We start from the raw sequence: 23,658 nt of genomic DNA, 5'->3' as shown, positions 1-23,658 counted from the left end.
TACCTTCAGCTCCCCTCCTTCGCCTCACACCGGTCACCTACTCGTCCTTCGCGCTCACCGGCGAGGTGGTAAGGGCATCGACAAGCTGCGCCCGTGAGCGCGAAGGGCGGGGCGGTAGCTGATGGCGACGCCGGGCGCCCTTCGCGGTCACGGAGGGGGCGATCGCATGTTAAAGGGCGGCTGCCCGTGAGCGCGAAGGGCGGTAGGTGGGTAGCACGGACCGCACTGCTTACTTAAGAACTGCTCAGATCCGAGCCACCGGAGGAGCCGGAGTCGCTTTCTTCATTGACAATGTCCAGTCCGGAGGCTTCCATCCATTCGTGGACGACCTTCTTCAGCTCTTCGCCATCCTCTAGCGCCTCCACCATGTCAGAAATGTCTTTTTGCGTGATAAATTTGGTGATCGCGGCGACGGATTTTTCTTCTTCGCGGTCAAAGAGGCTGTCGCTATAGATGACCACGAAGTTTTCTGGCAGCTCTGGTTGTGCATCCTCACAACCGTGAGCACCGGATGGCTCGACGGTAGCAAGTTGGGTGGGCAAGGTAGACATGAGCGCGATATGGGTGCGGGCAAGAAAGTCTTCCCCGCCCGGCTCACTGTCTTCTTCTGCCTTTTTATATTCCGCCGAGATGTCGCGCGCCTCACTGGGATTAAAGTGGCTTAAAAAGCTGCCAGTGCAGCCGACGTAAAAGTTGCCTTCTGGGTTCAGGGAACTGCCCTTGCCACCATGCGTTTTGAAGGTTTCTTCTTCCTTCAACTCGGCGGTGCGTCCTTCTTCTAAGAGCGACTGCCGGAATACCTCGCCCAAGATGAGCTGATCTGTTTCTGCAGGGTCAACGACGATCTGCACCCGTTCCGGTGCGGATTGTGCCGCAGCGGGGCTAGTATCGACCTTGTCTGAACACCCAGCAAGCAGCGCAGCGCCTACCACCGCGGCGACAGTAGCGCGGGCATATCGACGGGCGGGGCTGCGCTTCACTGAGTGTGCTCCTTCTGATTCTGCTAGGTCACCGATACAAACGGATGGATTTAAGTGTCCCACAGAGTCTACCGTGCAAGCGTGTTTACCTGAGGTAGCGCCGTGACTAAGATGGCAAGAGTTATGTCTAGCTCTATTACCGAATCAGTCGTACGCGAGGCTCTTTCCCACGTACAGGATCCAGAAATCGGCCGCCCCATCACCGAACTGAATATGGTGAAATCGGTCGATATCGAAGGAAACGACGTCACCGTTGGCGTTTATCTGACCATCGCGGGCTGCCCCATGAAGTCCACCATCGAGACCAATACCCGCGCCGCGGTCGAGGACATCGACGGCGTTGGCAAGGTTACCGTGACCATGGACGCGATGAGCGATGAGCAACGCCGCAAGCTGAAACAGAAGCTGCGCGGCGGCCAGGCCGAACCCGAGATTCCTTTTGCGAAGCCCGATTCGACGACCCGCGTCTTTGCGGTGGCGTCGGGTAAGGGTGGCGTCGGCAAGTCCTCGATGACCGTCAACCTAGCCGCCGCGCTGGCGGATAAGGGCCTGAAGGTGGGCATTGTCGATGCCGATATTTACGGCCACTCCGTGCCCAGCCTGCTCGGCTCGACCGACGGCCCCACCGTGCTTGATGATGAAATGCTGCTGCCTCCCATCTCCCACAGCATTAAGCACATCTCGATTGGGCAGTTCGTGGAGGGTAACGCGCCCGTCGTCTGGCGCGGACCTATGCTCCACCGCGCACTGCAGCAGTTCTTGGCGGACGTATTCTGGGGCGATCTCGATGTTCTCCTCCTCGACTTGCCTCCGGGTACCGGCGATGTCGCGCTGTCCGTTGCGCAGCTCATCCCGAATGCGGAGCTGCTCATCGTCACCACGCCGCAAGCAGCTGCGGCAGAAGTGGCCGAACGCGCCGGTTCCATCTCCCAGCAAACGCGCCAGCGGGTGGCCGGCGTGATTGAGAACATGAGCGCCATGGTCATGCCGGACGGCTCCACCATGGACGTCTTTGGTGAAGGCGGCGGCCAGATTGTTGCAGACCGCCTCGGCGTCATCCTGGGCCACGAGGTTCCGCTGCTGGCCTCCGTGCCGCTGGATCCGGCCCTGCGCTCGAATAGCGATGCCGGCACGCCCATCGTGCTCGAGGCCCCCGACTCCCCTGCCGCGAAGGAAATCAGGGCGGTTGCTGATAAGCTCGCCATTCGCTCCGATTCCCTCGTGGGCAAGAGCCTCAACTTGGGTGTGAACTAAGAGCGCGTTGTATTAGGTAACGTCGCTCCACTCAGAGCCGCCGCCCGTGCAATCTTCCCCACCGCGCTGCGGCTTTTGTTGTTGCTGGGGCGGCTGCTGGGTCGTTTCGGTGGTATCACCATATACCTCGGCATAGTTAAAGGTGGGCCGGGCAGCACCACTGTTGTCCTGCGCGCGCTGTTCGGGTTCTTTCGGCGCGGTGCCGGATTTGATGTCTTCGGCCATCTTCTTGGGGTTGAAGTCGTCCCAGACGGCATCATCGCCATCGAAAAGCGCCTTGGTAATAGCGCCTTTGGGGCCTAGCCGCGTCCACTGCGCCGCCTGGTTGAGCGGGCCGCGGATATCATCGAATTCCGCGGAGATCGACCCCATTTCGCCATTGAGCTCGGCCTTCGCGTTATTGATGGCCTTGCGGGCGGCATAGATGGCCGCGCGCACGTCCTTGATGACCTCCGGCATGCGCTCCGGGCCGATGATGACGATGCCAAGGAGGACAATGACAATAATCTCAGGCCAGCCAATGGAAGAAAACACGATTAAATCCTCGCCCTCCGTTTAGTTCTGCCCGCGCTGATTGTGCTTAATCGCGCGTACCACCGTCTCGACTTTATCCAGAAAATCCTGCTCCGGCCGGTGCGCCGGGGTCAACGCATCGGGCCCCGGCGCCACACCCTCCGTAGCCATTCCCGCCAGCTTGGCCAATAAGGACTGCGGGGCCTTCACCGCGGAATCATCGCTGCAGTGACGCACCCACTCGGAGGCGTGGCGCTGGTGGTGCACGTCGGCGCGACACTCCGCGCAGTGGACTAGATGGATGCGCACGCGGTGCATGGCTTTAGGCTCCATCTCCCCATCGACGAAGGCAACGACGGCCTCTGGGCCAAGGTGACCGATGGAATCGCTGCGCCGCGCCCGCGCCTTTGCCTTATCCCGGGCCTTCGCCTGCGCGGGGGTGAACTCGCCCCGTACGCTGAGCCTGGAGAGGGTGCGGCGTCCTCGCAGTGAGTCCATCGAACCCTCCTCACGTTCATGCCACAGCCGGATTACTCACACTTAAAGCCCCCTGCCACGCGGCAGGGGAGGTAACGATTCGATTCTAGCGCGTGCGCAGCAAGATGCGCGCTTCCGCATTGGTCTGTGCCTCTTTTTCCAGCGCCGCGCGCAGTTGGGAGCGGCCGCGGTGGATGCGCGATCGCACCGTGCCCATCTTTACGCCGAGGGTTTCGGCGATTTCGTCATAACTCATGCCTTCGATATCACACAGAACCACGGCAACGCGGAAATCCGGCGCCAAGCTATCCAGCGCGGACTGCAGCACGGGGTCCAGGTTGGCCACGGTATAGGCCTGCTCCGGGGTCATTTCCGTCCCCGGCACCCGCTCGTAATCCTCAGGCAGGGACTCCATGCGGATCTTGGAGCGGTGGCGCACCATATCCAAAAAGAGGTTCGTAGTGATGCGGTGCAGCCAGCCGCCGAAGGTACCCGGTTGGTACTTATCCAAGGAGCGGAAGACACGCATGAAGGTCTCTTGGGTGAGATCCTCGGCATCCTGCTGGTCACCGGATAAACGGTAGGCTAGGCGGTACACGCCATCGGCATGCTCTGCCACCAATTCGGCCCACGAAGGCATCGTGGCTTCCCCAGCATCGAACGCCGCGGTACCGGTCAACTCCACGTTCGCATCGGTGGAGGCAACGGACTCGGCATCGCGCTTCGTTTCTGTCATGGGTGCCATTTTTCTACACTCAGCGCGGAAACTCCAGCCACTGCGCTGATAATATCCTGTGAGTCCGTCACATACTTCCCACAGACCACAATTTCGCTGGCTAGGCGCGTTTTTGCCACCCTTTCACGCAACTTTACCTATTGTCTTAATCGTGACTACTACCGCATATGACGCACTGCGCTCCTATATCGATTCCACCAGTGAGCCTTCGGCGGCTCTCCGCGGCGCCCGCGACCACGCCGAGGAATACGGCCTGCCCGTCCCGGATGAATCCACCGGCCAGCTTCTCACCACGCTGACGGCAACGTCTTCCGGTGTGGTAGACCGCCCCCAGGCCGTGGCGATTACCCCCGCAGCCTCCGTCGTGGGCCTCTACCTGTTCGCCGGCATGCCGGATAACGGCATCCTCACGTGCATCGACCCTGAGGCCGAGCACCAGCGCAGCGCCAAGGCCGCCTTCCGCGAGGCCGGCTACGCCCCCACCCGCGGTCGCTTCCTCCCCTCGCGCCCCCTCGACGTGCTCGGGCGCCTGGCCACCGAGGCCTACCAGGTCATTTACGCGGATGTCGCCGCCCTCGACCTCCCCGCTCTCATCAAGGCGGCCTGGCCCCTGCTGCACCAACACGGCACGCTGGTGCTTGCCAATGCGCTTCTCGATGGCACCGTCGCCGATACCTCCCGCACCGACCGCGATACCGCCGCCGCGCGCGAAGCCGATGAATACCTCCGCGAGCTCGAAGGCGCCACCGTGACACGTCTCCCACTGGGTTCGGGGCTGACATTGGTGACGAAGCTTTAAAGGGGGACATCGGCAAGCAAGGGCTCCTGCACGCGCTAAAAGATATCCGTATTCTGGGTGTACATGACAGCCGGACACTGCCCCATAAAGTTCGCGAAAGCACCGCGTGGCAGGTCAACGAGTTTCCTCCCCGGCGTGGCTGCCACCCCAACCCAAGCTTGTAACCCGCACCTGATTTAAGAGAGGAATGCCGTGACGACTCACCGCCCCGAACTCCACTTCATCCCCGATGCCGGCATCCTAGACGCGCCCGCCGGCGTCCTTCGCGATGGCGATACGTGGCACATGTTCTACCAGTACCGCCCCACTCCCGATGCCCCGGCTCGCTGGGGACACACGTACTCGGAGGAAGCGCCGTTTAACTGGCTGGACTGCGATGACGTCCTTGCCCCCGTCGGCGGCGAGCTCGCCCTCCGCGCTGGGTCCGTGGCCCAGGGTGAGGACGCTATCAACCTCTATTTCACCTCCGTGACCGCGACGGGCACCTCCATTCGCCTCGCGCGCTATTCCGGCATCGACGATGTCTGCGAGGTCTCCGATGACTCCTCGGCCCTCGACCCCAACGTCGTGCGGTTTGGCGAGGTGGCTGGCAATACCACCGACCACACCCGGTTCCGCTCGCCTTCCGTTGTTCCCGATTGGGCCACCGATGACCGCGAGGACGGCCACAAGGGCTGGCTCATGCTGGCACTTTCTGGCCGCACCGACACCCCGCAGCCAGTCATTCTAGAAAGCCACGACGGCATCTCGTGGTCCCTCCGCGGCAGCCTTTCCTTCGAAGGCGACCCCGGCTTCCTCGACGGCGAGGTGCCCGCCGATTCCCCCATCCCTCCGGTAGTCTCCCCACGCATCGTGCGCCTGCGCGATGAAATCGACGAAGAAATCTACGATGTCCTCTTTGTCACCCTCGAGCGCGACGGCCGCGACGTCTCCGGCTACCTCGTGGGCCAACTAGAAGACACCACCTTCACCGTCGTATCCGGATTCCGCCGCGTGGACTTCGGCCACGATTTCTCCCGCCCGCGCAATACCAATGCCACCGCAGGCACGATTCCTGAAGAAAGCCGCTACGAGCGGGCCGTCATCCTCGGCCTGCTCAACGGCAACGGCCGCGGCGACGACGCCACCCAGCACGCCTCTTGGGACGCCGAGGGCTGGTCGAATGCCCTCTCCCTGCCGCGTCAGGTCACGCTCGAGGGCGGCGTCTTGTACCAGGCACCGGCCACCGGCTTGCCCGAGGCGGTCAAGCTTTCGGATTACGCACGCTCCTGGACCGGCGTCATGGAGGTTCCCACCGGCTCCAACGTCACCATCACCCTTCGCGATGGCAACGGCGACCCCGCCGCCTCCATCTGCCACTCCGGCGAGGAAATCAGCCTCGATCGTTCCATGAACAAGGCCTTCGATCGCTTCTTCGCCGATTCCGCTCCCGCCATCGCCACGCTTGCCGATGGCGACTCCGACACCCTCACCATCATCCAAGACGGTTCCACAGTGGAGGTCTTCGTCGACGGCGGCCTCATCGCCATGGCCTCCCGCGTCTATTTCGACGGCGGCTGCTCCGGCATGGATGTCGAGACCACCGGTGAGGCGGTCATCGAACAAGACTGGCAGCGCTCCGGCTCCAAGCTCTAATACTGCTTCCCTCCTTCCCGGCGCCCTTTCCTGCGACCACCCACCTCTCGCCACCCGCCCTTCGCGCTCACCGGCGAGAGGTCGCGACATCGGCAAGCAGCTCCCCGTGAGCGCCAAAGGAGGGTACGGTAGCTGGCTGATTCCACCCCCACCCTTCGCGCTCACCGGAAGCACAAATGAACCGCCCCGCGCGCTGCTGGTGAGCGCGAAGGGCGGTATGTATGCCGAAGGCGAGGTGCCTTGAGGCGAACCTGCGTTTATTAAACCGCGCGGAGGCGGTCCAGGCGGGCGCGGGCGGTGACCGTCAGCGTGGGAGGAAGGGCGGCCATGCGCTCGGCAAGCTCGTCGGCGCTGATGTGGCGGGCGGACGGGCTCATTCCTACCTGTGCGGCGATGGCCGCTTTATCCAGGTGAATGGGGAAGGAAATATCAACGGGGTCGGCCGCTTGCTCGAGGTAGCCTTCTGCCTGCTCATACATGCGCTCGACCTTGCCCTCTTCCACGCCGAGGATACCGAGGGGTTCGCGCAGCTCATCAAGGTGCCCGGCGCCCGGGGTCAGGACGATGACCTGGCCGCCGGGGGCGAGGACGCGCTGGAATTCGGATGGGTTGCGCGGGGCGAAGACCACGGAAATCGCGTCGATGGATTCATCGCGGATGGGAAGCTGCTGCCAGACATCGGCAACCACGGCACCCACGCGTGGGTGGCACTTGGCCAAGTGCTTGGCCGCATGCGGGGAAATATCGAGGCCGACGCCGCGCGCGCCGTCGATGGAGTCAAGCGTGTGGGCCAGATAGTAGCCGGTTCCGGCGCCGACCTCGAGAAGCGAGGCGGGCGTAGAGGCAGACAGCGAGCTGGCATCGAGCGCGTCTTGTACCGCTCCGGTCACAGACTCGACGAAGGGCGCGAAATGGCCGGTGGCTAGGTACGCTTCGCGGGCGTTGACCATATCCATGTCATCGCCCTTGTGCTTGAGGCCGGCACCGGCCGCTAAGGTCACATACCCTTGCTTGGCCACATCAAAGGAATGGCCGGATTCCGAAACGAGGCGGGAAAAATCATCGGCGCCGGAAAGCGCCGTGCCGTCGGATGGATCGGCCAGAATGTCGACGATATGAGAAAGCATGTATCCAGACTAGCTAGAAACCTCGGTCAACAAAGAACCGAGCTCCGCGGCCTCTTCTTTGTTCAGCTCGATAACGATGCGCCCGCCGCCGTCGGATGGGATGCGCATGACGATCTTGCGGGATTCCACCACCGCTTCCATTTCGCCGCCAGTGGTACGTGGCTTCATTGCTGCCATAGTTGGGCTCCTTAACTTTCTTCGTTTCTTTCCAGCTTAGTCCCTTTTTGCCCGCTTTTCCGCGCGGCCGCTAATTCCAGCTCCAGTTGCGCGAGCAGATCATCAACCTGATCTTGGCGGTACCCACGCGGCACGACCTCGAATTGCACGTCCTCAAAACGGCCCTGAGCTGCGGCGGCGCGGTTATTTTCCAGCACCTTCTGCGGCTCATCGGGCGGGTCCATCACGGTCCCGGGGCCAAAAATCGAACCCCACAGCCACGTTCCGATCACAATGAACGCAATGAGCACCACGATGAGCACAATCCAGGACAGCATGACTTAAATCCTACCTAGCAGCGGTGGGCGCTGAGCAATCGGCGCACTCACCCCGGCGCGCGAGAGCAGCGTGCGCGCCACGATATCCGCCATCGGCGCGAGCTCATCAAGCGGCCGGTTGCGGTGGACACGAGTGCCTAGGTCGACTTCTGTCAGCCCGCCGCGCTTGCCGATGTCCACCAGCAGCCCCGCTTCCACCCCATAGCCCTCCACGAAGGGCACCTCTAGCGCGGCAGAGCGGCGAAGAGCATACTCGCCGCCTAGGGGCTGATCGATGTGGGCTAGCTCTGGGAAGAATTGCCGGATGAGCGGCTTTGCGGTCAATTCGGTCACGCGCCCACCGCCGGTGGGTTGGCCGTTTAGGCTGCGGCGATAACGCGCCTTGACCATGTTCACGCCGGGATCCGCAAAGGGAGCCGCGAGCGCTGTGACCATGCCGGGCGCGGCGGATTCTAGGTCGGCGTCGATAAAGACGACGATGTCCCCGCGCGCGGCGGCAACCCCGCGCCAAAGGGATTCGCCCTTGCCGGGGCGCGGCGGTTCGGGCAGGATATCGCGCCAATTGCGCACATCGGCACCGGCGGCGCGCGCGACGGCGGCGGTGTCATCGGTGGAGTCGGAGTCGATGACGAGCACTTCGAGGGGGTCATCGGCAAGGCAGGCGCGGATAACGTCGGCCACGGTGGATTCCTCATTGAGCGCTGGAATGATGACGGAAACGCTCATGCGAGCCCGCGCGTGGTATCAAGGGGCGCGGCCGTGCCCTGGATGGCGGCGGTCATGCGGATGACGTCGATGGTCTCAGCAACCTCGTGGACGCGGAAGGCGGCCACCCCGTGCGCTGCGGCCCAGGCTGTGGCGGCGAGCGTTCCGGCGACGCGGTCTCCTACCCCGCGCGCGAGGGTCTCACCCACGAAGTCCTTATTGGATAGCGCCATGAGCACGGGCCAGCCGGTGTCGACGATCTCGTCGATACGCCGCAGGAGTTCAAGTCCGTGATAGGTGTTTTTACCAAAGTCGTGCGTGGGATCGATGAAGGTGAGATCTTCAGGGCAGCCGAGCCCCGCGGCCTTTTCTGCCAGGGCGGTGGTTTCTGCAATGACATCGGCAACGACGTCATCAAAGTGCACGCGGTGCGGGCGGGTACGCGGGGTAATCCCGCTGGTATGCGAGCACACGTAGCCTACGCGGTGGTGGCCGGCGACCTCGATAAGCTCCGGATCCCAGCCGGCCCACGTGTCGTTGACCAGCCCTGCCCCGGCGGCGATGGCGGCCTCGGCCACCTCACCGCGCCAGGTATCTACGGAAATAAGTACCTCTGGGTGCCGCTCGTGCACGCGGGCGATGGTGGGCACGACGCGGTCGATTTCCTCCGCGCTATCAACCTCCTCGCCCGGTCCGGCCTTGACCCCGCCGATATCGATGATGGAGGCTCCCGCCGCAATGGCCTCATCGCAGCGCTTGAGGGCGGGGTCCATGTCAAAGGTGGCCCCCTTGTCATAAAAGGAATCCGGGGTGCGATTGACTATCGCCATCACGCGCGCGAGGCTCAACGCGGCTCCCTAATGCGCTTATCGCTCATTACCTTGTGGCGCTCGATGATGTGGGCGACGGCCTCATCGGGGTCATCGGTAAGCAGGAAAAGCTCTTGGTCATCTTCGTTGATGTACCCGCCGGCGGCGAGGGTATTTTTCATCCACTCCAGCAGGCCAGACCAATAATCGGTGCCCATGAGCACGATGGGATAGTTGGTGACCTTACCGGTCTGAACCATGCAGAGAACCTCGAAGAACTCATCCATGGTACCCATGCCGCCGGGCAGGCAGACGAAGGCCTGGGAGTACTTCAAGAACATGGTCTTGCGGGCAAAGAAGTAGCGGAAGTTCAGGCCCAAGTCCACGTACTCGTTGAGGCCCTGCTCGTGCGGCAATTCGATGCCGAGTCCCACCGAGAGGCCATCGCCCTCGTGCGCGCCCTTATTCGCGGCCTCCATGATGCCGGGGCCGCCGCCGGTGATGACGGCGTAGGCGCACTCGGCGAGCTTGCGGCCGAGTTCTTCGGCCATCTGATAGCTCGCATCCTCAGGCTTGGTGCGCGCGGAGCCAAAGACCGTCACTGCCTTGGGCAGCTTGGCCAGCGCATCGAAGCCGGCGACGAATTCGCCTTGGATGCGCAGCACGCGCCACGGATCGGCATGCTGCCATTCGTGGTCCGCGCCGGATTCCAGCAGGCGCTGGTCAAAGGTGGAGCCTTGTTCTCCCTCGCTGCGCAGCAAGAGCGGGCCACGCAGGGTACGCATGTGATCAGGGGTCATTTTTATCCCTTCAAGTAATTGAGCAGTGCGGTAGAAACTTCAGTGATTTGCGCCGTGGGCACCTGCTCGTCCTTTTTATGCGCAAAGCCTGGATCGCCAGCGCCAAAGTTAACTGCGGGAATGCCCATTTCGGCAAAGCGCGAGACGTCGGTCCAGCCGAACTTAGCGCGGACGTTACCACCGACGGCATCGACAAGCGCTCGGGCCGCAGGCTGGCCCAGACCAGGCAGGGCGGCACCGGCAATGTCGTCGATCTCAATGGTGACGCCATCATGCTTGCCGATGACCCCCTTCATGTACTCCAGCGCCTCCTCCGTGCTGCGGTCCGGGGCGAAGCGGAAGTTGACGAACATCCAGGCCTCGTCCGGCAGGGTATTGGTGGCCACGCCGGCCTCGAGGTGGACGATGTTCAGGCCCTCGTGGTAGGTGCAGCCATCGATGGTGACCTCGCGCGGCTCGTAGTCCGCAATGCGCGTCATGACGGGGGCGAGCTTGTGCGCGGCGTTGGAGCCGAGCCACGCGCGGGCCGAGTGCGCGCGGGTGCCATGTGCCGTCACGCGCAGGCGAATCGTGCCCTGACAGCCGGCCTCGACCATGGCGCCGGAGGGCTCGCCCAGGAGCGCGAAATCGCCCTGCAACCACTCGGGGTGGTCCTTTTGCAAGTGGCCCAGCCCATTAAATTCAGTGGATACCTCTTCGCCCTCATAAGCAATGACGGTCAAATCATGCTGGAGTTCTTCCGATTCATGCAGGTGAGCAAAGGCGTTGAGGTATACCGCCATGCCGGATTTCATGTCCACGGTGCCGCAGCCGAACATGATCTCGGCGCCATCTTCGGCGGTGTCCATGTGATGCGGTACGTTATCTGCCAATGGAACGGTATCGATGTGGCCTGCAAGAACCACGCGGGAATCCATCCCGCGGTTCGTGCGCGCACACACGGTATTGCCAAAGCGGGCGACCTCCACGTCTAGACCACGCAGGGCTTCTTCCACCGCATCCGCGATAGCCTCCTCGTGGTGGGAGGGGCTCGGGATATCGACGAGCGCCTTGGTCACTTCAATGGGGTCGGCATATAGATCTAAAGTCACAAGCCGCCATGGTAGCGCCCCGCTGGGTCCGTTGCATTGTGTAATGTTCACTTCACTGTAAAAAATAACCTCTCACAAGGTGGTAATTATGGCCGAAGCCACACAATTGAAATCGCGACACCTCACCATGATGGGCCTTGGCTCCGCGGTGGGTGCCGGTCTCTTCTTGGGCGTCGGATTGGGAATCCAAATCTCCGGCACCTCGGTGCTCATTTCTTATGCCGTCGCCGGCGTCCTCATCGCGCTCATTATGTGGATGCTCGGGGAAATCGCCGCGGCCCGCCCTTCCCTGGGTTCTTTTTCCACCTACGCCGGCCAGGCCTTCGGCCACTGGGCGCGCTTTACGATGGGCTGGATCTACTGGTTCATGCTCATCATGGTCATGGGTGCCGAAATCACCGGCGCCGCCGCGATCATCGGCAGTTGGTTCGATATCGCCCCGTGGATTCCCGCGCTCATCGCGGTGGCCTTCTTCGCCATAGTGAATTTCGCCGCCGTGCGCGGCTTTGGTGAATTCGAGTTCTGGTTTGCCATCATCAAGGTCGCCGTCATCCTCGCCTTCCTCGTCATCGGCATCCTCATGGCACTCGGCATCCTGCCCGGCATGGATCTCTCCCGGGCCGGGACCAACTTCACCGATAACTTCCTGCCCAATGGCATGCCGGGCTTCGCCGCGGGCCTGCTCGCCGTGGCCTTCGCGTTCGGCGGAATCGAGCTGGTGACCATCGCCGCCGCCGAGTCCGAGGACCCCGCCCGCAACGTGGCTACCGCAGTGCGCGCCATCATCGTGCGCATCATGATCTTCTACATCGGCTCCATCGTGGTCATCACCATGGCCTTGCCGTTTAGCCAGATCCAAGATGCCGATGCCGCCGCCGATTCGCCGTTTACCTTGGTGCTCGAGGCCGCCAAGATTCCTTTCGCCGCAGGCTTCATGGAGGCCATCATCGCGCTGGCCCTCCTATCCGCCTTCAACGCGCAGATCTACGCCACCTCCCGCTTGGTCTTTGACATGGCCAAGGACCACTGCGCGCCCAAGTTCTTCCTCAAGACCAACCACTCCGGCTCCCCCATCAATGCGGTCATCTTGTCCATGATCTTCGCCTTCGCCTCGGTGGGCCTGCAGTTCTGGAACCCGCCGGGACTGCTGGCCTTCCTCTTCAACGCCGTCGGCGGCTGCCTCTTGGTGGTCTGGGCGTTTATCGTCGCCTCCTTCCTCAAGCTTCACCCGCAGTTGAAAGCGAACGGCGAGCTCACGGATATCCGCGTTCCCGGCTACCCTTGGTTGCCGTGGGCGACCGCCGCCGCGCTGGCCGCGCTGACCATCTTCATGCTCTTTGATCCCTCCGCCCGCAACCAAGTCATCGCCGTCATCATCCTCTTTGCCGCGCTCGTCGCCTTGTCCTTCGTGGTTCCCGCGGGCAAGCGCGAACAAGTACGGCAGTAATTGCTAAGCTAGCCACCATGACTTCTGCATCCGCACGTGGCCTGGCAACCATTACCCACGACGGCACCGTCTTGGACGTTTGGTTCCCAGCAGTTCATACCGATAAGCAAGTAGAGACCACCGGCACGACGCGTTTGGAGGAGACTCCGCAGCAGTTCTCCGCCCTCGTCGGCCCCGATGAGGAGCGCGGCGTGGCCCGCGTGGCGGTGGAAACCTCCATCGCTGACCTCGACGAGGCCCCCACCGATACCTACGACGCCTACCTGCGCCTCCACCTGCTCTCTCACCGCGAGGTAAAGCCGCACGGCCTCAACATGGACGGCATCTTCCGCCACCTCAATAACGTGGTCTGGACCAACTACGGCCCCTGCGCCGTCTCCGATTTCCAGATGGTGCGCGGCCGCCTCGCCTCCCGCGGCCCCGTCGTGGTCTACTCCGTGGATAAGTTCCCCCGCATGGTGGACTACGTTGTTCCCTCCGGCGTACGCATCGGTGACGCCGACCGCGTCCGCTTGGGTGCCCACCTCGCAGAGGGCACCACGGTCATGCACGAGGGCTTCGTCAACTTCAACGCCGGTACCCTGGGCGCTTCCATGGTGGAAGGCCGCATTTCCGCGGGCGTCGTCGTGGGCGATGGCTCCGATATCGGCGGCGGCGCCTCCATCATGGGTACCCTGTCCGGCGGCGGCAAGGAAGTTATTTCCATCGGCGAGCGCTGCCTGCTCGGCGCCAACTCGGGTATTGGCATTTCGCTTGGCGATGACGCCGTTGTCGAAGCCGGCCTCTACGTCACCGCCGGCACCAAGGTCGCCGTCTTTGGCAAGGTGGCCGAGGCCCTGGGCGTCGGCAATGGCGAGGCCGTCAAGGGCTCCCAGCTCTCCGGTGCCTCCGGCCTGCTGCTGCGCCGCAATTCCGTCTCCGGTGCCGTCGAGGCCGTGGAGTGGAATGCCGAGGCCGTCGCGCTGAACGAGGACCTCCACAAGAACTAACGCCACCCCAATTCCCGTGCCCTGCGGCCGAGAAATACCATGGAGAAGTGTCTGATAACTCTTCTACCCTTGGTTCTGGCCTGAAGGTCCGCCACCTGACCATGATGGGGCTCGGCTCCACCATTGGCGCCGGTCTCTTCCTCGGCACGGGCGTCGGCATTTCCGCCGCCGGCCCAGCGGTGATCATCGCCTACGCGATCGCCGGCTTCCTCGCCATCCTCGTGATGCAAATGCTCGGAGAGATGGGAACGGTCATCCCCGCCTCCGGCTCCTTTTCCGAATACGCCGAGCACGGCATCGGCCACTGGGCGGGCTTTACCCAAGGGTGGATCTACTGGTGCGCCACCGTCGCCGTCCTTGGCGCCGAAATCACCGGCGCCGCGGGCTTCATCGGCTCGTGGTTCGACGTCCCGCCCTGGATCCCCGCCGCCATCTGCGTCGCCGTCTTCGGCCTCGTCAACCTGCTGCGCGTGCGCACCTTCGGCGAGTTCGAGTACTGGTTCGCGCTCATCAAGGTCGTCGTCATCATTGCCTTCCTCATCATCGGCGTCCTCCTCATCTTCGGCCTCCTACCAGGCCACACCTTCGTAGGCACATCTGTCTTCCTTGCCGATGGCTTCATGCCCAACGGCCTCGGCGGCGTCGCCGCCGGCCTGCTCGCCGTAGCCTTCGCCTTCGGCGGCATCGAGGTCGTCGCCATCGCCTCCGCCGAATCCGAGGACCCCGAAAGGTCCCTGGTCAACGCCGTGCGCTCCACCATTCTGCGCATCTCCGTGTTCTACTTGGGCTCCGTCCTCGTCATCACGTTCCTGCTTCCCTATTCCAGCCTGGACGCCGCCTCCACCGCCGCCGAATCGCCCTTTACCATGGTCCTCGACCGCGCCGGCATCCCCGGTGCCGCCGGCATCATGGAGGTCATCATCGTCCTCGCGCTGCTATCCGCCTTTAACGCGCAAATCTTCGCTTCCTCCCGCATGATGCACTCGCTCGCCGCCCGCGGCGAGGCCCCGCGCATCTTCGCCGCCACCAATTCCGAGGGCGTGCCCACCACCGCCATCGCCCTGTCCGTCGCACTGTCCGCGCTCATGGTCGTCCTCAACTACGCCGATACCGGCTGGTTGCTCACCTTCATGCTCAACGCCGCCGGCGCCTCCCTGCTCATCGTGTGGGTCTTCATCGCAGTCAGCCAGCTGCGCCTGCGCCGCCAACTCGAGGCCCTGCACCCCCTCCCAATCCGCATGTGGGCCTTCCCTTACCTCACCTGGTTCGCCCTCGCCCTCTTCGCAGCCATCGCGGTGCTCATGCTTACCGATGCCACCGCCCGCACCCAACTCCTCTCCGCCGCCGCCATGTTCGTAGTGCTCGCCATCGCGGGTGTGCTCAATTCCAAGGCCCGCGGCATCGACCCGACCTCCACGCTCCCGCTGACCTAGCGGCCACTCCCCGCCTCCGGCCCACCATCACTGCCTCACATCCAGATCACCGCGCCTGCCGCTCAACCCTCATCACCTGACGCCCCGCCCTCACTGCCCACCTCGCCCTCGCGCCATATCTGTGACACCCGCCCCCGCCCTTCGCGCTCACCCGCACTGGGCGGGGTGCTGCGTTTTCACCTCCCGGTGAGCGCGACGGGTGTGGGGCCGCCCCTCGCGGTCACGGGGAGGAGCAAATGGGCATCGGAAAGCGTGGGCGTGAGCGCAAAGGGTGGGCCGGGACCACACTCGCCTTTCGCGCTCACCAGGGGACGCTCCAGCGCACCCAAGTGGCCGCCGGTGAGCGCGAAGGGTGGCATGGCGGGAGGCATGGAGGGGGTGGAGGGAGTTATCCACAGGGCAGCGACGAGAATGGCGCGTGGGACCGCGAAATGGGCCGGTTATCCACAGGCTGGCGAAAGCCGCCTGGACGGGAAGGCGGCCGCTTCTTTAGGTTGAAGCCATGGGGGCATGGACGACCGCGCAGTTGCGCGAGCAGGGGCTGGGCAAGGACGCGATTCGGCGGCGGGTGCGCGCGGGCAATCTGTACCGCGTCCACCGGGGAATTTATACCGACGAGTGGTCGCCGCTGGCGGTGGCAAAGGCGCTGGTGCATGGGCTGAGCCGTATCCATTTTACGGGGAAGACCGCGCAGGAGATTCACCTTGACCGGCCGCTGACCTTTCCGCTGGAAGCGGAGGGGCCGCGCACGCTGCGCGGCAAGAATTTCCGCGTCTCGCATTCCCGGCTCAAGGCAACGAGCCTGGTCAAGGGGCTTCCGGTAGTGCAGATTCTGTGGGCCGCGCGGAAGATTGCCGGGGCATGCGGCCCGCTGCTGGAGGAGTTTTATCGCGGCGAGAAGGGGCCCGGCCGGCTGGAGCGGGACCGCAAGCGAATGGGCCGGACACCGCGGGCGCTTCAGGAGACGATTCGACTCTCCGCCATCGGCGCGGATAGCCCGCCGGAGCGAAAGGTCAGCCGCGCGCTGCGCGCAGAAGGCATTTTCCCTGTTCACAACGCCCTGGTGTGTGGGTACCGGTTCGACCTATTGATGGGCAAGCTCATCGTGGAAATCGACGGCTGGACCTACCACAGCCACAGCCTCGCGTTCCAGGCCGACCGCTCCAAACAGAACGCTGCGACCGTCCACGGGTACACGGTTTTGCGCTTTACTGCCGATGACGTCACGCACCACCTTGACCAAGTCATTCTCCTTATCAAAGCCACCCGTGACCTGCTCAAAGGCCGCAAGCCACAGCTGCCTATATCCGCCACCCAGCCGTATTGGCGCTGGCATTTATGCGTCTAACCCTTGCCATAATGTCAAGTTTGCTTTACATTCGGTCATGTAAACACGACAAGAGAGGTGATGATGTGGCCGGACAACCCAACATGGTCCGCAAGTGGCGGCGCTGGCGCGAATGGTCGCAAGGCGAACTAGCAGAGCGCGTCGGCGTCTCCCGGCAAACTATCGCAAACATCGAACGCGGCAACTACTCCCCGTCCGTGCACCTCGCATTGGACATCTGCCACGAACTAAGCAAAACAGTCGAAGAAATCTTTGGAGCTGAACAACATGATTAACGCCATCGCCAACATATCCCTCAACCACATCGAGCGCGCCTCCACCGACGAGTTCGAGCGCGACATCCTCACCAAGGCCTCCGCCATCGCACTGACCCCAATCTCCTTCCTCGAGCTCATCGTCGCCGCCATCCTCGCCTGGTCCCTCCCCGGCCGCCTCAGCCTCCTCGCCCTCCTCGCCATCGTCCCCTCCATCGCCGGCACGTCCCTCAGCGCCGCCTGGATGCGCAGGCACATCGCCACCCCCACCGTCCGCTCCAACTGGACTTTGACCACCCTCTACCTCATCCCGATGTTCCTCTGCTTCGCCGGCATCGCCTACCACGCCTTCACGCTTTCCGATGTCCCCGCCGCCCCCTACCTCATCGGCGCCACCGTAGGTGCCATCACGTCCGTCCTCATCTCGCCCGCACTCCGACGGAAGCAAAACCGCCGCGACCAGTCCCGCCTCGACACCGAGCTCGAGGACTAATGCTCACTCCACCTCCAATACGCACTCCACCACCCGCCCTTCGCGCTCACCGCGGACGGCGGGTGGTTTCCGTTTGCTACGCCCCGTGAGCGCGAAGGGGTGCTAGCGTCAGCGGCTCCCGACCTCCCCACCCTTGCCGCTCATCGGGAGGAGGTTCCGCCGCCGGCAACCGTTGGCGGTGAGCGCGAAGGGCGAGGCCTCCCTTGCCGCCCACCGGGGGGCGAGCGCTGCGCACGAAGTCCACCTTCCCATGAGCGCGAAGGGAAGAGCGCCCCGCACGCACTTGCTTGACGATGCCCCTCCCCGCCCTTGCCGCTCACCGGCGGGTACAAAAAGACCCCAGCGCCCCACGCTGGTGAGCGCGAAGGGCGACTGGGGCGGCTGGGGCCGTGCGGACGGCAGGGCCGTGGCCAGCGACGAAAGGTAGTTAAACCGGCGCGACCTCGTCGACGACGACTGGATTATTGGGCTTGGAGCGGAACGTCCAGAGCTTGTTGATGATGAAGTTGATGGGCATCGCCACGACGATGGAAATGGCCTGCGCCCAATAGGACTTGGTGCGCAATCCGGTGGAGTTATCAAAGACATCGGTAGGCAGTCCCACGGGCGAGTTGGGGTTCATGAGCAGCGTCAGGATGACCTGGCTGACGATAAACGCCCCGATTCCCGCCAAAAGGAACGGGAAGAAACCGCGAATCCAAGAGACCTTGGACACGGTCCGGAAGGTCCACATGCGGTTGAGCTGGTAGTTCCAGGTATTGGCCACGAGGAAGGAGATGGTGGCAAAGACGTGGTACCAGCGGATGTGGAATGCAGAACCGAAGAGGTTCATGAAGGGATCCTCGGCAAAGATATCCGCCGCACCAAAGAGTTTCTGCGCGAGGAAATACACGAAGAGGTTGACCGCGGTTCCCGAGCCGCCGACAAGACCGAACTTAAGGAATTGCCCAAAATTGGACGCAAAGCGCGCAACGCTGAGGTCTGCCATGGGCCGCCTTTCTTGCCGGAGGTTAGTAATTACCTGATTGTAGTTCCTAAGCCCCGCGAACTGAAAAACTGACGCTCCGAATGTGATAAAGGATCTATAAAAGATATAGTTTCGTGCAGCAAGGAAAGCGGGCGCGAGAAGTCGTAGAGGCTGAGCGGACGCGGCGTGGGATAGGTGTCATCGCCGATGAGCGGGCGCCCAAGATGGTTCAGCAGCACCCGCAGCTGGTGCGTATGCCCCGTCCGCGGCCACATGGTCACCTCCCGCCCCGCAGCGCACACATACGTCGAGGTCGGCGTGCCATCATCAGCCACGCGCACCTGCCTGCCGCCCCGCGGCTTGTACATGGGCAGCTGGATTTCCTCATCAAGGAAAAGCGGCTGCTTGACGATGCCCCTATACCTCTTCACCGCGCTCCCCTCCAGGAAAATGCGCTGGTAGGCGGCCCGGGTGGCGGGATTGCGCGAGCAGATGACGAGGCCGGCGGTGAGGCGATCGAGGCGGTGGAGCGGCACGATATCGTCTTCGCCGAAGTCCACGCGCAGGCGGGTTTGCAGAGTCTCGCGCTGCAAGCGGCCATTCGTGGTGGTGGGAAGAAAGTGCGGTTTATCGGCAACGATGATGTCTTCATCCGCGTGGACTACGCAGTAGTCAAAGGGAATCGGCTCCTCCGGCGGAACGGAGAGGTGATACCACGCGGGAACCGGCCGGGGAAGAGCCGCACCCGCGGGAAGGAGCGTTCCCTCCGGAAAGGGCGAATCGCCCGCGCGGGCGGCCCAGTATTCGCCTTCTAGCGGAACGCGTTCGCGCAGGACCACCTTGCGGGGAGAAATCCCCTCCCGCGCAGGCGGGCGAAACGCGCGAGGCGAGTTAGGCACTAGCGAGGCGCTCGACGGCGGCGCGCACCCGCTCGTCGGTGCCGTTTAAGCCAATGCGCACGTGTTGTGCACCCGAGGGGCCATAAAAATCGCCAGGTGCGGCGAGGATGCCCAAGGAAGCCAACCAGTCGATGGTCTCGCGGCAGTCTTCACCGCGGGTGGCCCAGAGGTACAGGCCGGCATCGGAGTGGTCGATGGTAAAGCCAGCCTTGATAAGCGCCTGCATTAATTCGGCGCGGCGCGCGACGTAGCGCTGGCGCTGGAGGGCTTCGGTGGGGTCATCGTCAAGCGCGGCAACCATCGCCGCCTGAATCGGACCGGGCACGATGAGCCCGGCGTGCTTGCGCAACTCCAAGAGCTCCGCAATGAGGTCGTTATCGCCGGCGAAGAATCCGGCGCGGTAGGAGGCCATATTCGCGGACTTGGACAGCGAATGCATGGCAATGAGGCCGGTATTATCGCCGTCGGTCACGCGCGGATCCAGGATGGATACCGGCGGGTTGTCATCGTTCCAGCCCAAGCCCATGTAGCACTCATCGGAGGCGATGATGGCGCCCGTCGAGCGGGCCCAAGCCACGATGCGGCGCAGCTCCTCTACCCCGGCAACGCGGCCAGTGGGATTGGACGGGGAGTTGATGAATACCAGGGAGGCGTCCTGAAAGTCGTCGTCGGCGCGCAGTGGCGTAGCCCCAGCGAGGAGGGCGCCGACCTCGTAGGTGGGATAGGCCACCGAGGGGAAGGCGACGGTCTCGCCGCGCATGCCCAACAGGGTGGGCAGCCACGCGATGGCCTCCTTCGTGCCCACCACGGGCAGGACGCGGTCCACGTCCATGTGGTAGCGGCGGCGGAGGGCTGAGGCGATGGCTTCGCGCAGCTCGGGCGTGCCCTGCGTTTGCGGGTAGCCGGGGGCCTCGGCGGCAGAGGACAGCGCCAGCTGCACGCCGGGGGCGACCGGATCTACGGGGTTGCCCACCGAAAGGTCAACGATTCCATCTGGGTGCGCCTGGGCCTTCTTCTTGGCGCCAGCCAGCGAGTTCCAGGGGAAATCCGGAAGCGATTGTCCTAGCGGTGTGCGGGCCATGAATTACTCCTGATTCTGTGGGGGCAGCGCGGCTACCATTGACGCATCGAAATCTTGCGGGCCAAGGGCTGCCGCTCCACCGGGTGAGCCCAAGTCATCGAAGAATGCTGCGTTGGCATCGTTGTAATCGATCCACTCATCGGGAACGTCGTCCTCGTAGAAGATGGCTTCTACCGGGCATGCGGGCTCGCAGGCGCCGCAATCCACGCACTCATCTGGGTGGATGTAGAGCATGCGCTTGCCTTCGTAGATGCAATCGACGGGGCATTCCTCAACACAGCCGCGGTCCATTACATCAACGCAAGGTTGAGCGATTGTATAAGTCATGGAGAATCCTTGAATCTTCCTGATTTCATGGGTTTGGGGATGAAATATAGTATGTCACTTCTGCTTTAGGAAAGGCCAAACGCCGCCGCCGATTCCGGCCAAAAGCAGGAGCAAGCTGAGAATATTATTGCCCACGATGACATCACCGGTAATCGGGACCAGCAGCATAAACGCGAAAAATCCCAGGCCCCAGACGATGGTGGGGATGGCCGCGATGTAAGTACGATCACTCCACAGCCGCGCGGTGCGGGTTAGCACCACATTGAATGCGGCGGCGATGAGGATGGTGATGGGAAACGCGATGCTCGCGCCATCAGCCAGCGGAATCCGGGCGGTGAGGTAAATGACCTCTAGGAACAGCGATAGCAGGGCGCCGAGGGAGAGCCAGATAAGGCCGGTGACCTGCTCACCGCGGCTAAAATCAGTGCGCATTACAGCTCCCCTAGGAGGTCGGTTGCGGGCTCGCCCCGGCCGAGTTGGAAGTATTCGGCGCGCAGCAACGGCATGAGCAATGTATTGGACAGGCAGTAGGCCCCGGGCACCGCGGCTGGGTCGTGGACGGCAGCGACGGCGGCCTCGGGGTTGGTGGCGGTGGTGGTGCCATCGGCCAGCCAGATTTGCGTGGCGTGGGCGCGCATGGCGGCGCGTTTGGCGTTCAGGGCGGCATCGTCAAGCGCGAAGGCCAGATCCGCGCCGGCGGTGGTGAAATTATCCAGGTACGCGGCATCGGGCTTGCGCCAGCCCGCGGGCGCGTCGAGCGTGTCCAGGCCTGCGTAATTGGCGGCGCGGTCAAAGATCGCCCACCAGATGCGCGTGCTTGCCGATGCCGCCTTCTCCACCACCCTATGCACCGCCACGTGGTCCGGGTGGTTGTAGCCGCCATCTGGTCCGTAGGTCAGGATGGCGTGCGGCTGAAGAACCTCTAATTCCGTGCGGAGCAGATCTACTGCCTCATCCAAGCGATTGACCAACGCGCGGGGGTTGTCGTGGGAGGGCGATCCCGCCATGCCGGAATCGTGGAAGTGGCCGAATCCGCCCAGCTGGATGCCTTCTACTCCTAAGGCAGTGAGGGCGCAGGCCAATTCGCGGGCGCGGAAGCCACCGAGCTGGTGGTGCTCGGCGAGCCCTTTATAAGGCGCGCCGATCACCTCGCCGTCCTCACCAAGGGTGAGGGTGATGACCGTGACCTGCGCCCCGCGCGCGGCGAGCGTGGCGAGGGTGCCGCCGGTAAAAAGCGTTTCATCATCGGGGTGCGCGTGCACTGCAACTACGCGGTAGCCCGCCAAGTCCTTAGTCCTCATCTATCCTCCAAACCGGCGCGGTGACCAGACCTTTATCCCAATCATCAATACTTTGGCCGGGGCCTACAATACCCTCCCCCAGCGCGTGCACACGCGTTTCATCTAAGAGCGGGACGTATAACACGTCCTGGGCGTTGATCTCGCGGATTCGCCCCAGCGCGGTTGAGGGGCTTATCTTTCCGGAAAGGATGTCCATGCGCGTTGCGGCGGCGTTATCGGGGCAGAACCCGGAGAGATCGCCAGCGAGCGGTTCGTCTTCGGCACAGTTGAAGATATTCGCGGCCGACAGCGAGGTTAAGGTGATATCCTCCCAGGTCACGACCGCATCCACCTTGCCTTCAGGAAGCAGCTTAGAGGTAATGGTAGTAAGCCTATCGGTGGTGACCTCGGCGGGGATGCCGTGAGCCTCGAGGACATCGTAAAGCGTATTCGCCGCAGCCAAAGCCGTGGGGCTGGTCGGATCGACGGCGAAGCGGATGGGCTTCTTGCTGGCGCGCTCGCGCAGGGCCGTCAGGTTCGCCTCCCCGGAGACCGGATTATGCCCGGCCTTCAGGTTGGAGGCGCGGCCGGTGGCGAGCCGGGCAACCTGTTCGGTATCGATAAGCGAGGCCACCCCGCGCCGCGCGGCCGCATCCTCAAGGGCGCCCTGCTCGGTGGACATGTGCAAGCGCAGCTGGCGCGGCCGAGTGACCGTCTTATCGCTCACGTGCCCCAGCAGGCCAAGCGCTTCCTGCGAGGTCTGATCCGGGGTGAAGTCCGCGAAGCCAATCTGGCCAGAGCGCAGCATATTCAGCGCCTGGGTGCTATCGCGCACCTCGCGCAGCTGGACGACGTCGATGTGGGCGGGGTCGGCGCCCCAGAAGCGGTCATTGCGGTTGAGGGTGATAACCCCGCGGCTGCGGTCCACGCTATCGACCGAGAAACGGCCGGCGGAGGCGGGAATGTCATTGGCCAGCACCGAGTCAAAATCGGAATTTTGCAGCAGGTGTGAGGGAAGGAGCTGGTTGAATAGCTGCTTCCAATCTTTAACGCGCTCTGCAAAATCCACCGTGACCACGCGCCCGCCATCGGATGTGGTCACCGCGGAAATGGCGCGGTAGCCCGCCGGGTCCTTGACGCCTGCGGTCGTGGTCATCTTCTTCCACAAGTAGCTGAAATCCGCCCCGGAAATCGGGGTGCCATCGGACCACTGTGCCGGAGAGGCGATGACGTAGCGTACCCGCTGGGCCACGCCCTCCGGCGCGGTGACCTCCGCGGCAGATTCCAGGACGTCTGTATCCATGCGCCCCCAGTGGAACGTTGACGGCAAAACCAGCTCGGCGATTTGATCCACGAGCTCAGAGTTATTGGCCACCAGGTGTGGGTTGAGGCCGGCGCGCAGCGGATCGACGCCGATGGAAATGGTAGGCCGCGACTCATCTTCCTCCGCGCGCGGCGGCTCGTTATCCGTCGTGGCCGTGGAGGATTCCGTTTCCTGGGCGGTAGATTCCTGTTCGTCCGAGTCTTCTACCACCGGCGGTGGGCCAGGATTGGCCGAGCACCCGCTGACAAACGCGAGGCCGATGGCGGCAGTGGCAGCCAGTGCACGAGCCTTGAGACTATTTTTCATCGCGGACTACTTTAGTACCTTCTTCCCGCCACACGAAGATTCTGCGCGCTAAACTCGGGCAAAATCACTGTTGAAGGGATCGCCGCCACC

At 63.3% G+C, this 23,658-nt stretch carries 27 protein-coding genes; 9 read left to right on the top strand and 18 right to left on the bottom strand.

Annotation, left to right across the window (positions count from 1 at the left end; genetic code table 11):
• Positions 1–233 precede the first annotated feature (233 nt).
• Complete coding sequence (locus ABRP84_RS02565; protein ID WP_349852600.1) at positions 234–980, bottom strand: hypothetical protein; 747 nt, start codon at positions 978–980, stop codon at positions 234–236.
• Positions 981–1,103: 123 nt separating this feature from the next.
• On the opposite strand from ABRP84_RS02565, the gene ABRP84_RS02560 reads away from it, so the two are divergent.
• Positions 1,104–2,234 (top strand): Mrp/NBP35 family ATP-binding protein, encoded by a 1,131-nt coding sequence (locus ABRP84_RS02560; RefSeq protein ID WP_349852599.1) that lies wholly within the window; start codon positions 1,104–1,106, stop codon positions 2,232–2,234.
• Between the two features lie 12 nt (positions 2,235–2,246).
• Here ABRP84_RS02560 and ABRP84_RS02555 read toward each other — a convergent pair whose 3' ends face one another.
• From ABRP84_RS02555 to sigE, 3 genes are all read right to left on the bottom strand, one after another.
• Positions 2,247–2,768, bottom strand: coding sequence for a twin-arginine translocase TatA/TatE family subunit (locus ABRP84_RS02555; RefSeq protein WP_349852598.1), 522 nt, complete (start codon positions 2,766–2,768; stop codon positions 2,247–2,249).
• Positions 2,769–2,789: 21 nt separating this feature from the next.
• Positions 2,790–3,245 carry an anti-sigma factor family protein gene (locus ABRP84_RS02550; RefSeq protein WP_349852597.1) on the bottom strand — a complete coding sequence of 152 codons (456 nt, stop codon included), beginning with the start codon at positions 3,243–3,245 and terminating at the stop codon, positions 2,790–2,792.
• 85 nt (positions 3,246–3,330) lie between these two features.
• Positions 3,331–3,960, bottom strand: coding sequence for an RNA polymerase sigma factor SigE (sigE, locus tag ABRP84_RS02545; protein ID WP_349852596.1), 630 nt, complete (start codon positions 3,958–3,960; stop codon positions 3,331–3,333).
• Between the two features lie 151 nt (positions 3,961–4,111).
• On the opposite strand from sigE, the gene ABRP84_RS02540 reads away from it, so the two are divergent.
• Together ABRP84_RS02540 and ABRP84_RS02535 are read left to right on the top strand one after the other, a co-directional pair.
• Complete coding sequence (locus ABRP84_RS02540) at positions 4,112–4,759, top strand: O-methyltransferase (protein WP_023028631.1); 648 nt, start codon at positions 4,112–4,114, stop codon at positions 4,757–4,759.
• A gap of 192 nt (positions 4,760–4,951) precedes the next feature.
• Positions 4,952–6,394, top strand: a complete 1,443-nt coding sequence (locus ABRP84_RS02535) for a GH32 C-terminal domain-containing protein (RefSeq protein WP_349852595.1) — start codon at positions 4,952–4,954, stop codon at positions 6,392–6,394.
• A 260-nt stretch (positions 6,395–6,654) separates the two neighbouring features.
• Here ABRP84_RS02535 and ABRP84_RS02530 read toward each other — a convergent pair whose 3' ends face one another.
• Genes ABRP84_RS02530 through dapE form a run of 7 tightly spaced genes read right to left on the bottom strand, consistent with a single transcriptional unit; the run spans position 6,655 to position 11,420 of the window.
• Positions 6,655–7,521 (bottom strand): methyltransferase domain-containing protein, encoded by an 867-nt coding sequence (locus tag ABRP84_RS02530; RefSeq protein ID WP_349852594.1) that lies wholly within the window; start codon positions 7,519–7,521, stop codon positions 6,655–6,657.
• Positions 7,522–7,530: 9 nt separating this feature from the next.
• Positions 7,531–7,698, bottom strand: a complete 168-nt coding sequence (locus ABRP84_RS02525; protein ID WP_005280113.1) for a DUF3117 domain-containing protein — start codon at positions 7,696–7,698, stop codon at positions 7,531–7,533.
• A gap of 11 nt (positions 7,699–7,709) precedes the next feature.
• Positions 7,710–8,015 carry a DivIVA domain-containing protein gene (locus ABRP84_RS02520; RefSeq protein WP_239267882.1) on the bottom strand — a complete coding sequence of 102 codons (306 nt, stop codon included), beginning with the start codon at positions 8,013–8,015 and terminating at the stop codon, positions 7,710–7,712.
• A gap of 3 nt (positions 8,016–8,018) precedes the next feature.
• Positions 8,019–8,741: a glucosyl-3-phosphoglycerate synthase gene (locus ABRP84_RS02515; RefSeq protein WP_349852593.1), complete on the bottom strand. Its 723-nt coding sequence runs from the start codon at positions 8,739–8,741 to the stop codon at positions 8,019–8,021.
• A complete protein-coding gene (gene folP / locus ABRP84_RS02510; RefSeq protein WP_349852652.1) occupies positions 8,738–9,550 on the bottom strand; it encodes a dihydropteroate synthase in 813 nt (270 codons plus the stop codon). The genes ABRP84_RS02515 and folP overlap by 4 nt, the downstream gene beginning before the upstream one ends.
• Positions 9,551–9,564: 14 nt before the next feature.
• Positions 9,565–10,329 (bottom strand): LOG family protein, encoded by a 765-nt coding sequence (locus ABRP84_RS02505; protein WP_239267886.1) that lies wholly within the window; start codon positions 10,327–10,329, stop codon positions 9,565–9,567.
• A 2-nt stretch (positions 10,330–10,331) separates the two neighbouring features.
• Positions 10,332–11,420: a succinyl-diaminopimelate desuccinylase gene (dapE, locus tag ABRP84_RS02500; RefSeq protein ID WP_349852592.1), complete on the bottom strand. Its 1,089-nt coding sequence runs from the start codon at positions 11,418–11,420 to the stop codon at positions 10,332–10,334.
• Between the two features lie 88 nt (positions 11,421–11,508).
• Between dapE and ABRP84_RS02495 the strand changes: the two genes are divergently transcribed.
• The 6 genes from ABRP84_RS02495 to ABRP84_RS02470 all read left to right on the top strand — a co-directional run bounded on the left by ABRP84_RS02495 (position 11,509) and on the right by ABRP84_RS02470 (position 17,384).
• Positions 11,509–12,867 carry an amino acid permease gene (locus ABRP84_RS02495; RefSeq protein WP_349852591.1) on the top strand — a complete coding sequence of 453 codons (1,359 nt, stop codon included), beginning with the start codon at positions 11,509–11,511 and terminating at the stop codon, positions 12,865–12,867.
• Between the two features lie 17 nt (positions 12,868–12,884).
• The gene (gene dapD / locus ABRP84_RS02490) at positions 12,885–13,856 is read left to right on the top strand and encodes a 2,3,4,5-tetrahydropyridine-2,6-dicarboxylate N-succinyltransferase (RefSeq protein ID WP_005280105.1); all 972 of its coding nucleotides are present in this window, start codon (positions 12,885–12,887) and stop codon (positions 13,854–13,856) included.
• A gap of 101 nt (positions 13,857–13,957) precedes the next feature.
• A complete protein-coding gene (locus ABRP84_RS02485; protein WP_349852651.1) occupies positions 13,958–15,289 on the top strand; it encodes an amino acid permease in 1,332 nt (443 codons plus the stop codon).
• Between the two features lie 502 nt (positions 15,290–15,791).
• Positions 15,792–16,637 carry a DUF559 domain-containing protein gene (locus ABRP84_RS02480; RefSeq protein WP_349852590.1) on the top strand — a complete coding sequence of 282 codons (846 nt, stop codon included), beginning with the start codon at positions 15,792–15,794 and terminating at the stop codon, positions 16,635–16,637.
• A gap of 65 nt (positions 16,638–16,702) precedes the next feature.
• On the top strand, positions 16,703–16,912 hold the full coding sequence (locus ABRP84_RS02475) for a helix-turn-helix transcriptional regulator (protein WP_349852589.1): 210 nt from the start codon (positions 16,703–16,705) through the stop codon (positions 16,910–16,912).
• Positions 16,905–17,384 (top strand): transcriptional regulator, encoded by a 480-nt coding sequence (locus ABRP84_RS02470; protein ID WP_349852588.1) that lies wholly within the window; start codon positions 16,905–16,907, stop codon positions 17,382–17,384. The genes ABRP84_RS02475 and ABRP84_RS02470 overlap by 8 nt, the downstream gene beginning before the upstream one ends.
• Positions 17,385–17,811: 427 nt before the next feature.
• On the opposite strand, the gene ABRP84_RS02465 is transcribed toward ABRP84_RS02470, so the two are convergent.
• From ABRP84_RS02465 to ABRP84_RS02435, 7 genes are read right to left on the bottom strand one after another with little or no spacing between them, the layout of a single operon-like run.
• Complete coding sequence (locus ABRP84_RS02465; RefSeq protein ID WP_298693915.1) at positions 17,812–18,372, bottom strand: GtrA family protein; 561 nt, start codon at positions 18,370–18,372, stop codon at positions 17,812–17,814.
• A 29-nt stretch (positions 18,373–18,401) separates the two neighbouring features.
• Complete coding sequence (locus ABRP84_RS02460; protein WP_349852650.1) at positions 18,402–19,190, bottom strand: pseudouridine synthase; 789 nt, start codon at positions 19,188–19,190, stop codon at positions 18,402–18,404.
• 52 nt (positions 19,191–19,242) lie between these two features.
• Entirely contained in the window at positions 19,243–20,331 is a 1,089-nt protein-coding gene (gene dapC, locus ABRP84_RS02455) for a succinyldiaminopimelate transaminase (RefSeq protein WP_349852587.1), read from the bottom strand.
• A 3-nt stretch (positions 20,332–20,334) separates the two neighbouring features.
• Entirely contained in the window at positions 20,335–20,658 is a 324-nt protein-coding gene (fdxA, locus tag ABRP84_RS02450) for a ferredoxin (RefSeq protein ID WP_023017724.1), read from the bottom strand.
• Positions 20,659–20,712: 54 nt separating this feature from the next.
• Positions 20,713–21,090 carry a hypothetical protein gene (locus ABRP84_RS02445; protein WP_349852586.1) on the bottom strand — a complete coding sequence of 126 codons (378 nt, stop codon included), beginning with the start codon at positions 21,088–21,090 and terminating at the stop codon, positions 20,713–20,715.
• Complete coding sequence (locus ABRP84_RS02440; protein WP_349852585.1) at positions 21,090–21,959, bottom strand: PIG-L family deacetylase; 870 nt, start codon at positions 21,957–21,959, stop codon at positions 21,090–21,092. The genes ABRP84_RS02445 and ABRP84_RS02440 overlap by 1 nt, the downstream gene beginning before the upstream one ends.
• A complete protein-coding gene (locus ABRP84_RS02435; RefSeq protein WP_349852584.1) occupies positions 21,949–23,568 on the bottom strand; it encodes an ABC transporter family substrate-binding protein in 1,620 nt (539 codons plus the stop codon). Before ABRP84_RS02435 ends, ABRP84_RS02440 begins: the two co-directional genes overlap by 11 nt.
• Positions 23,569–23,658: the final 90 nt, after the last annotated feature.

Source organism: Corynebacterium sp. KPL2861, from assembly GCF_040225475.1.
In the GTDB taxonomy this organism is placed as follows: Bacteria; Actinomycetota; Actinomycetes; order Mycobacteriales; family Mycobacteriaceae; genus Corynebacterium.
This window is presented reverse-complemented; position numbering and strand designations above follow the sequence as displayed.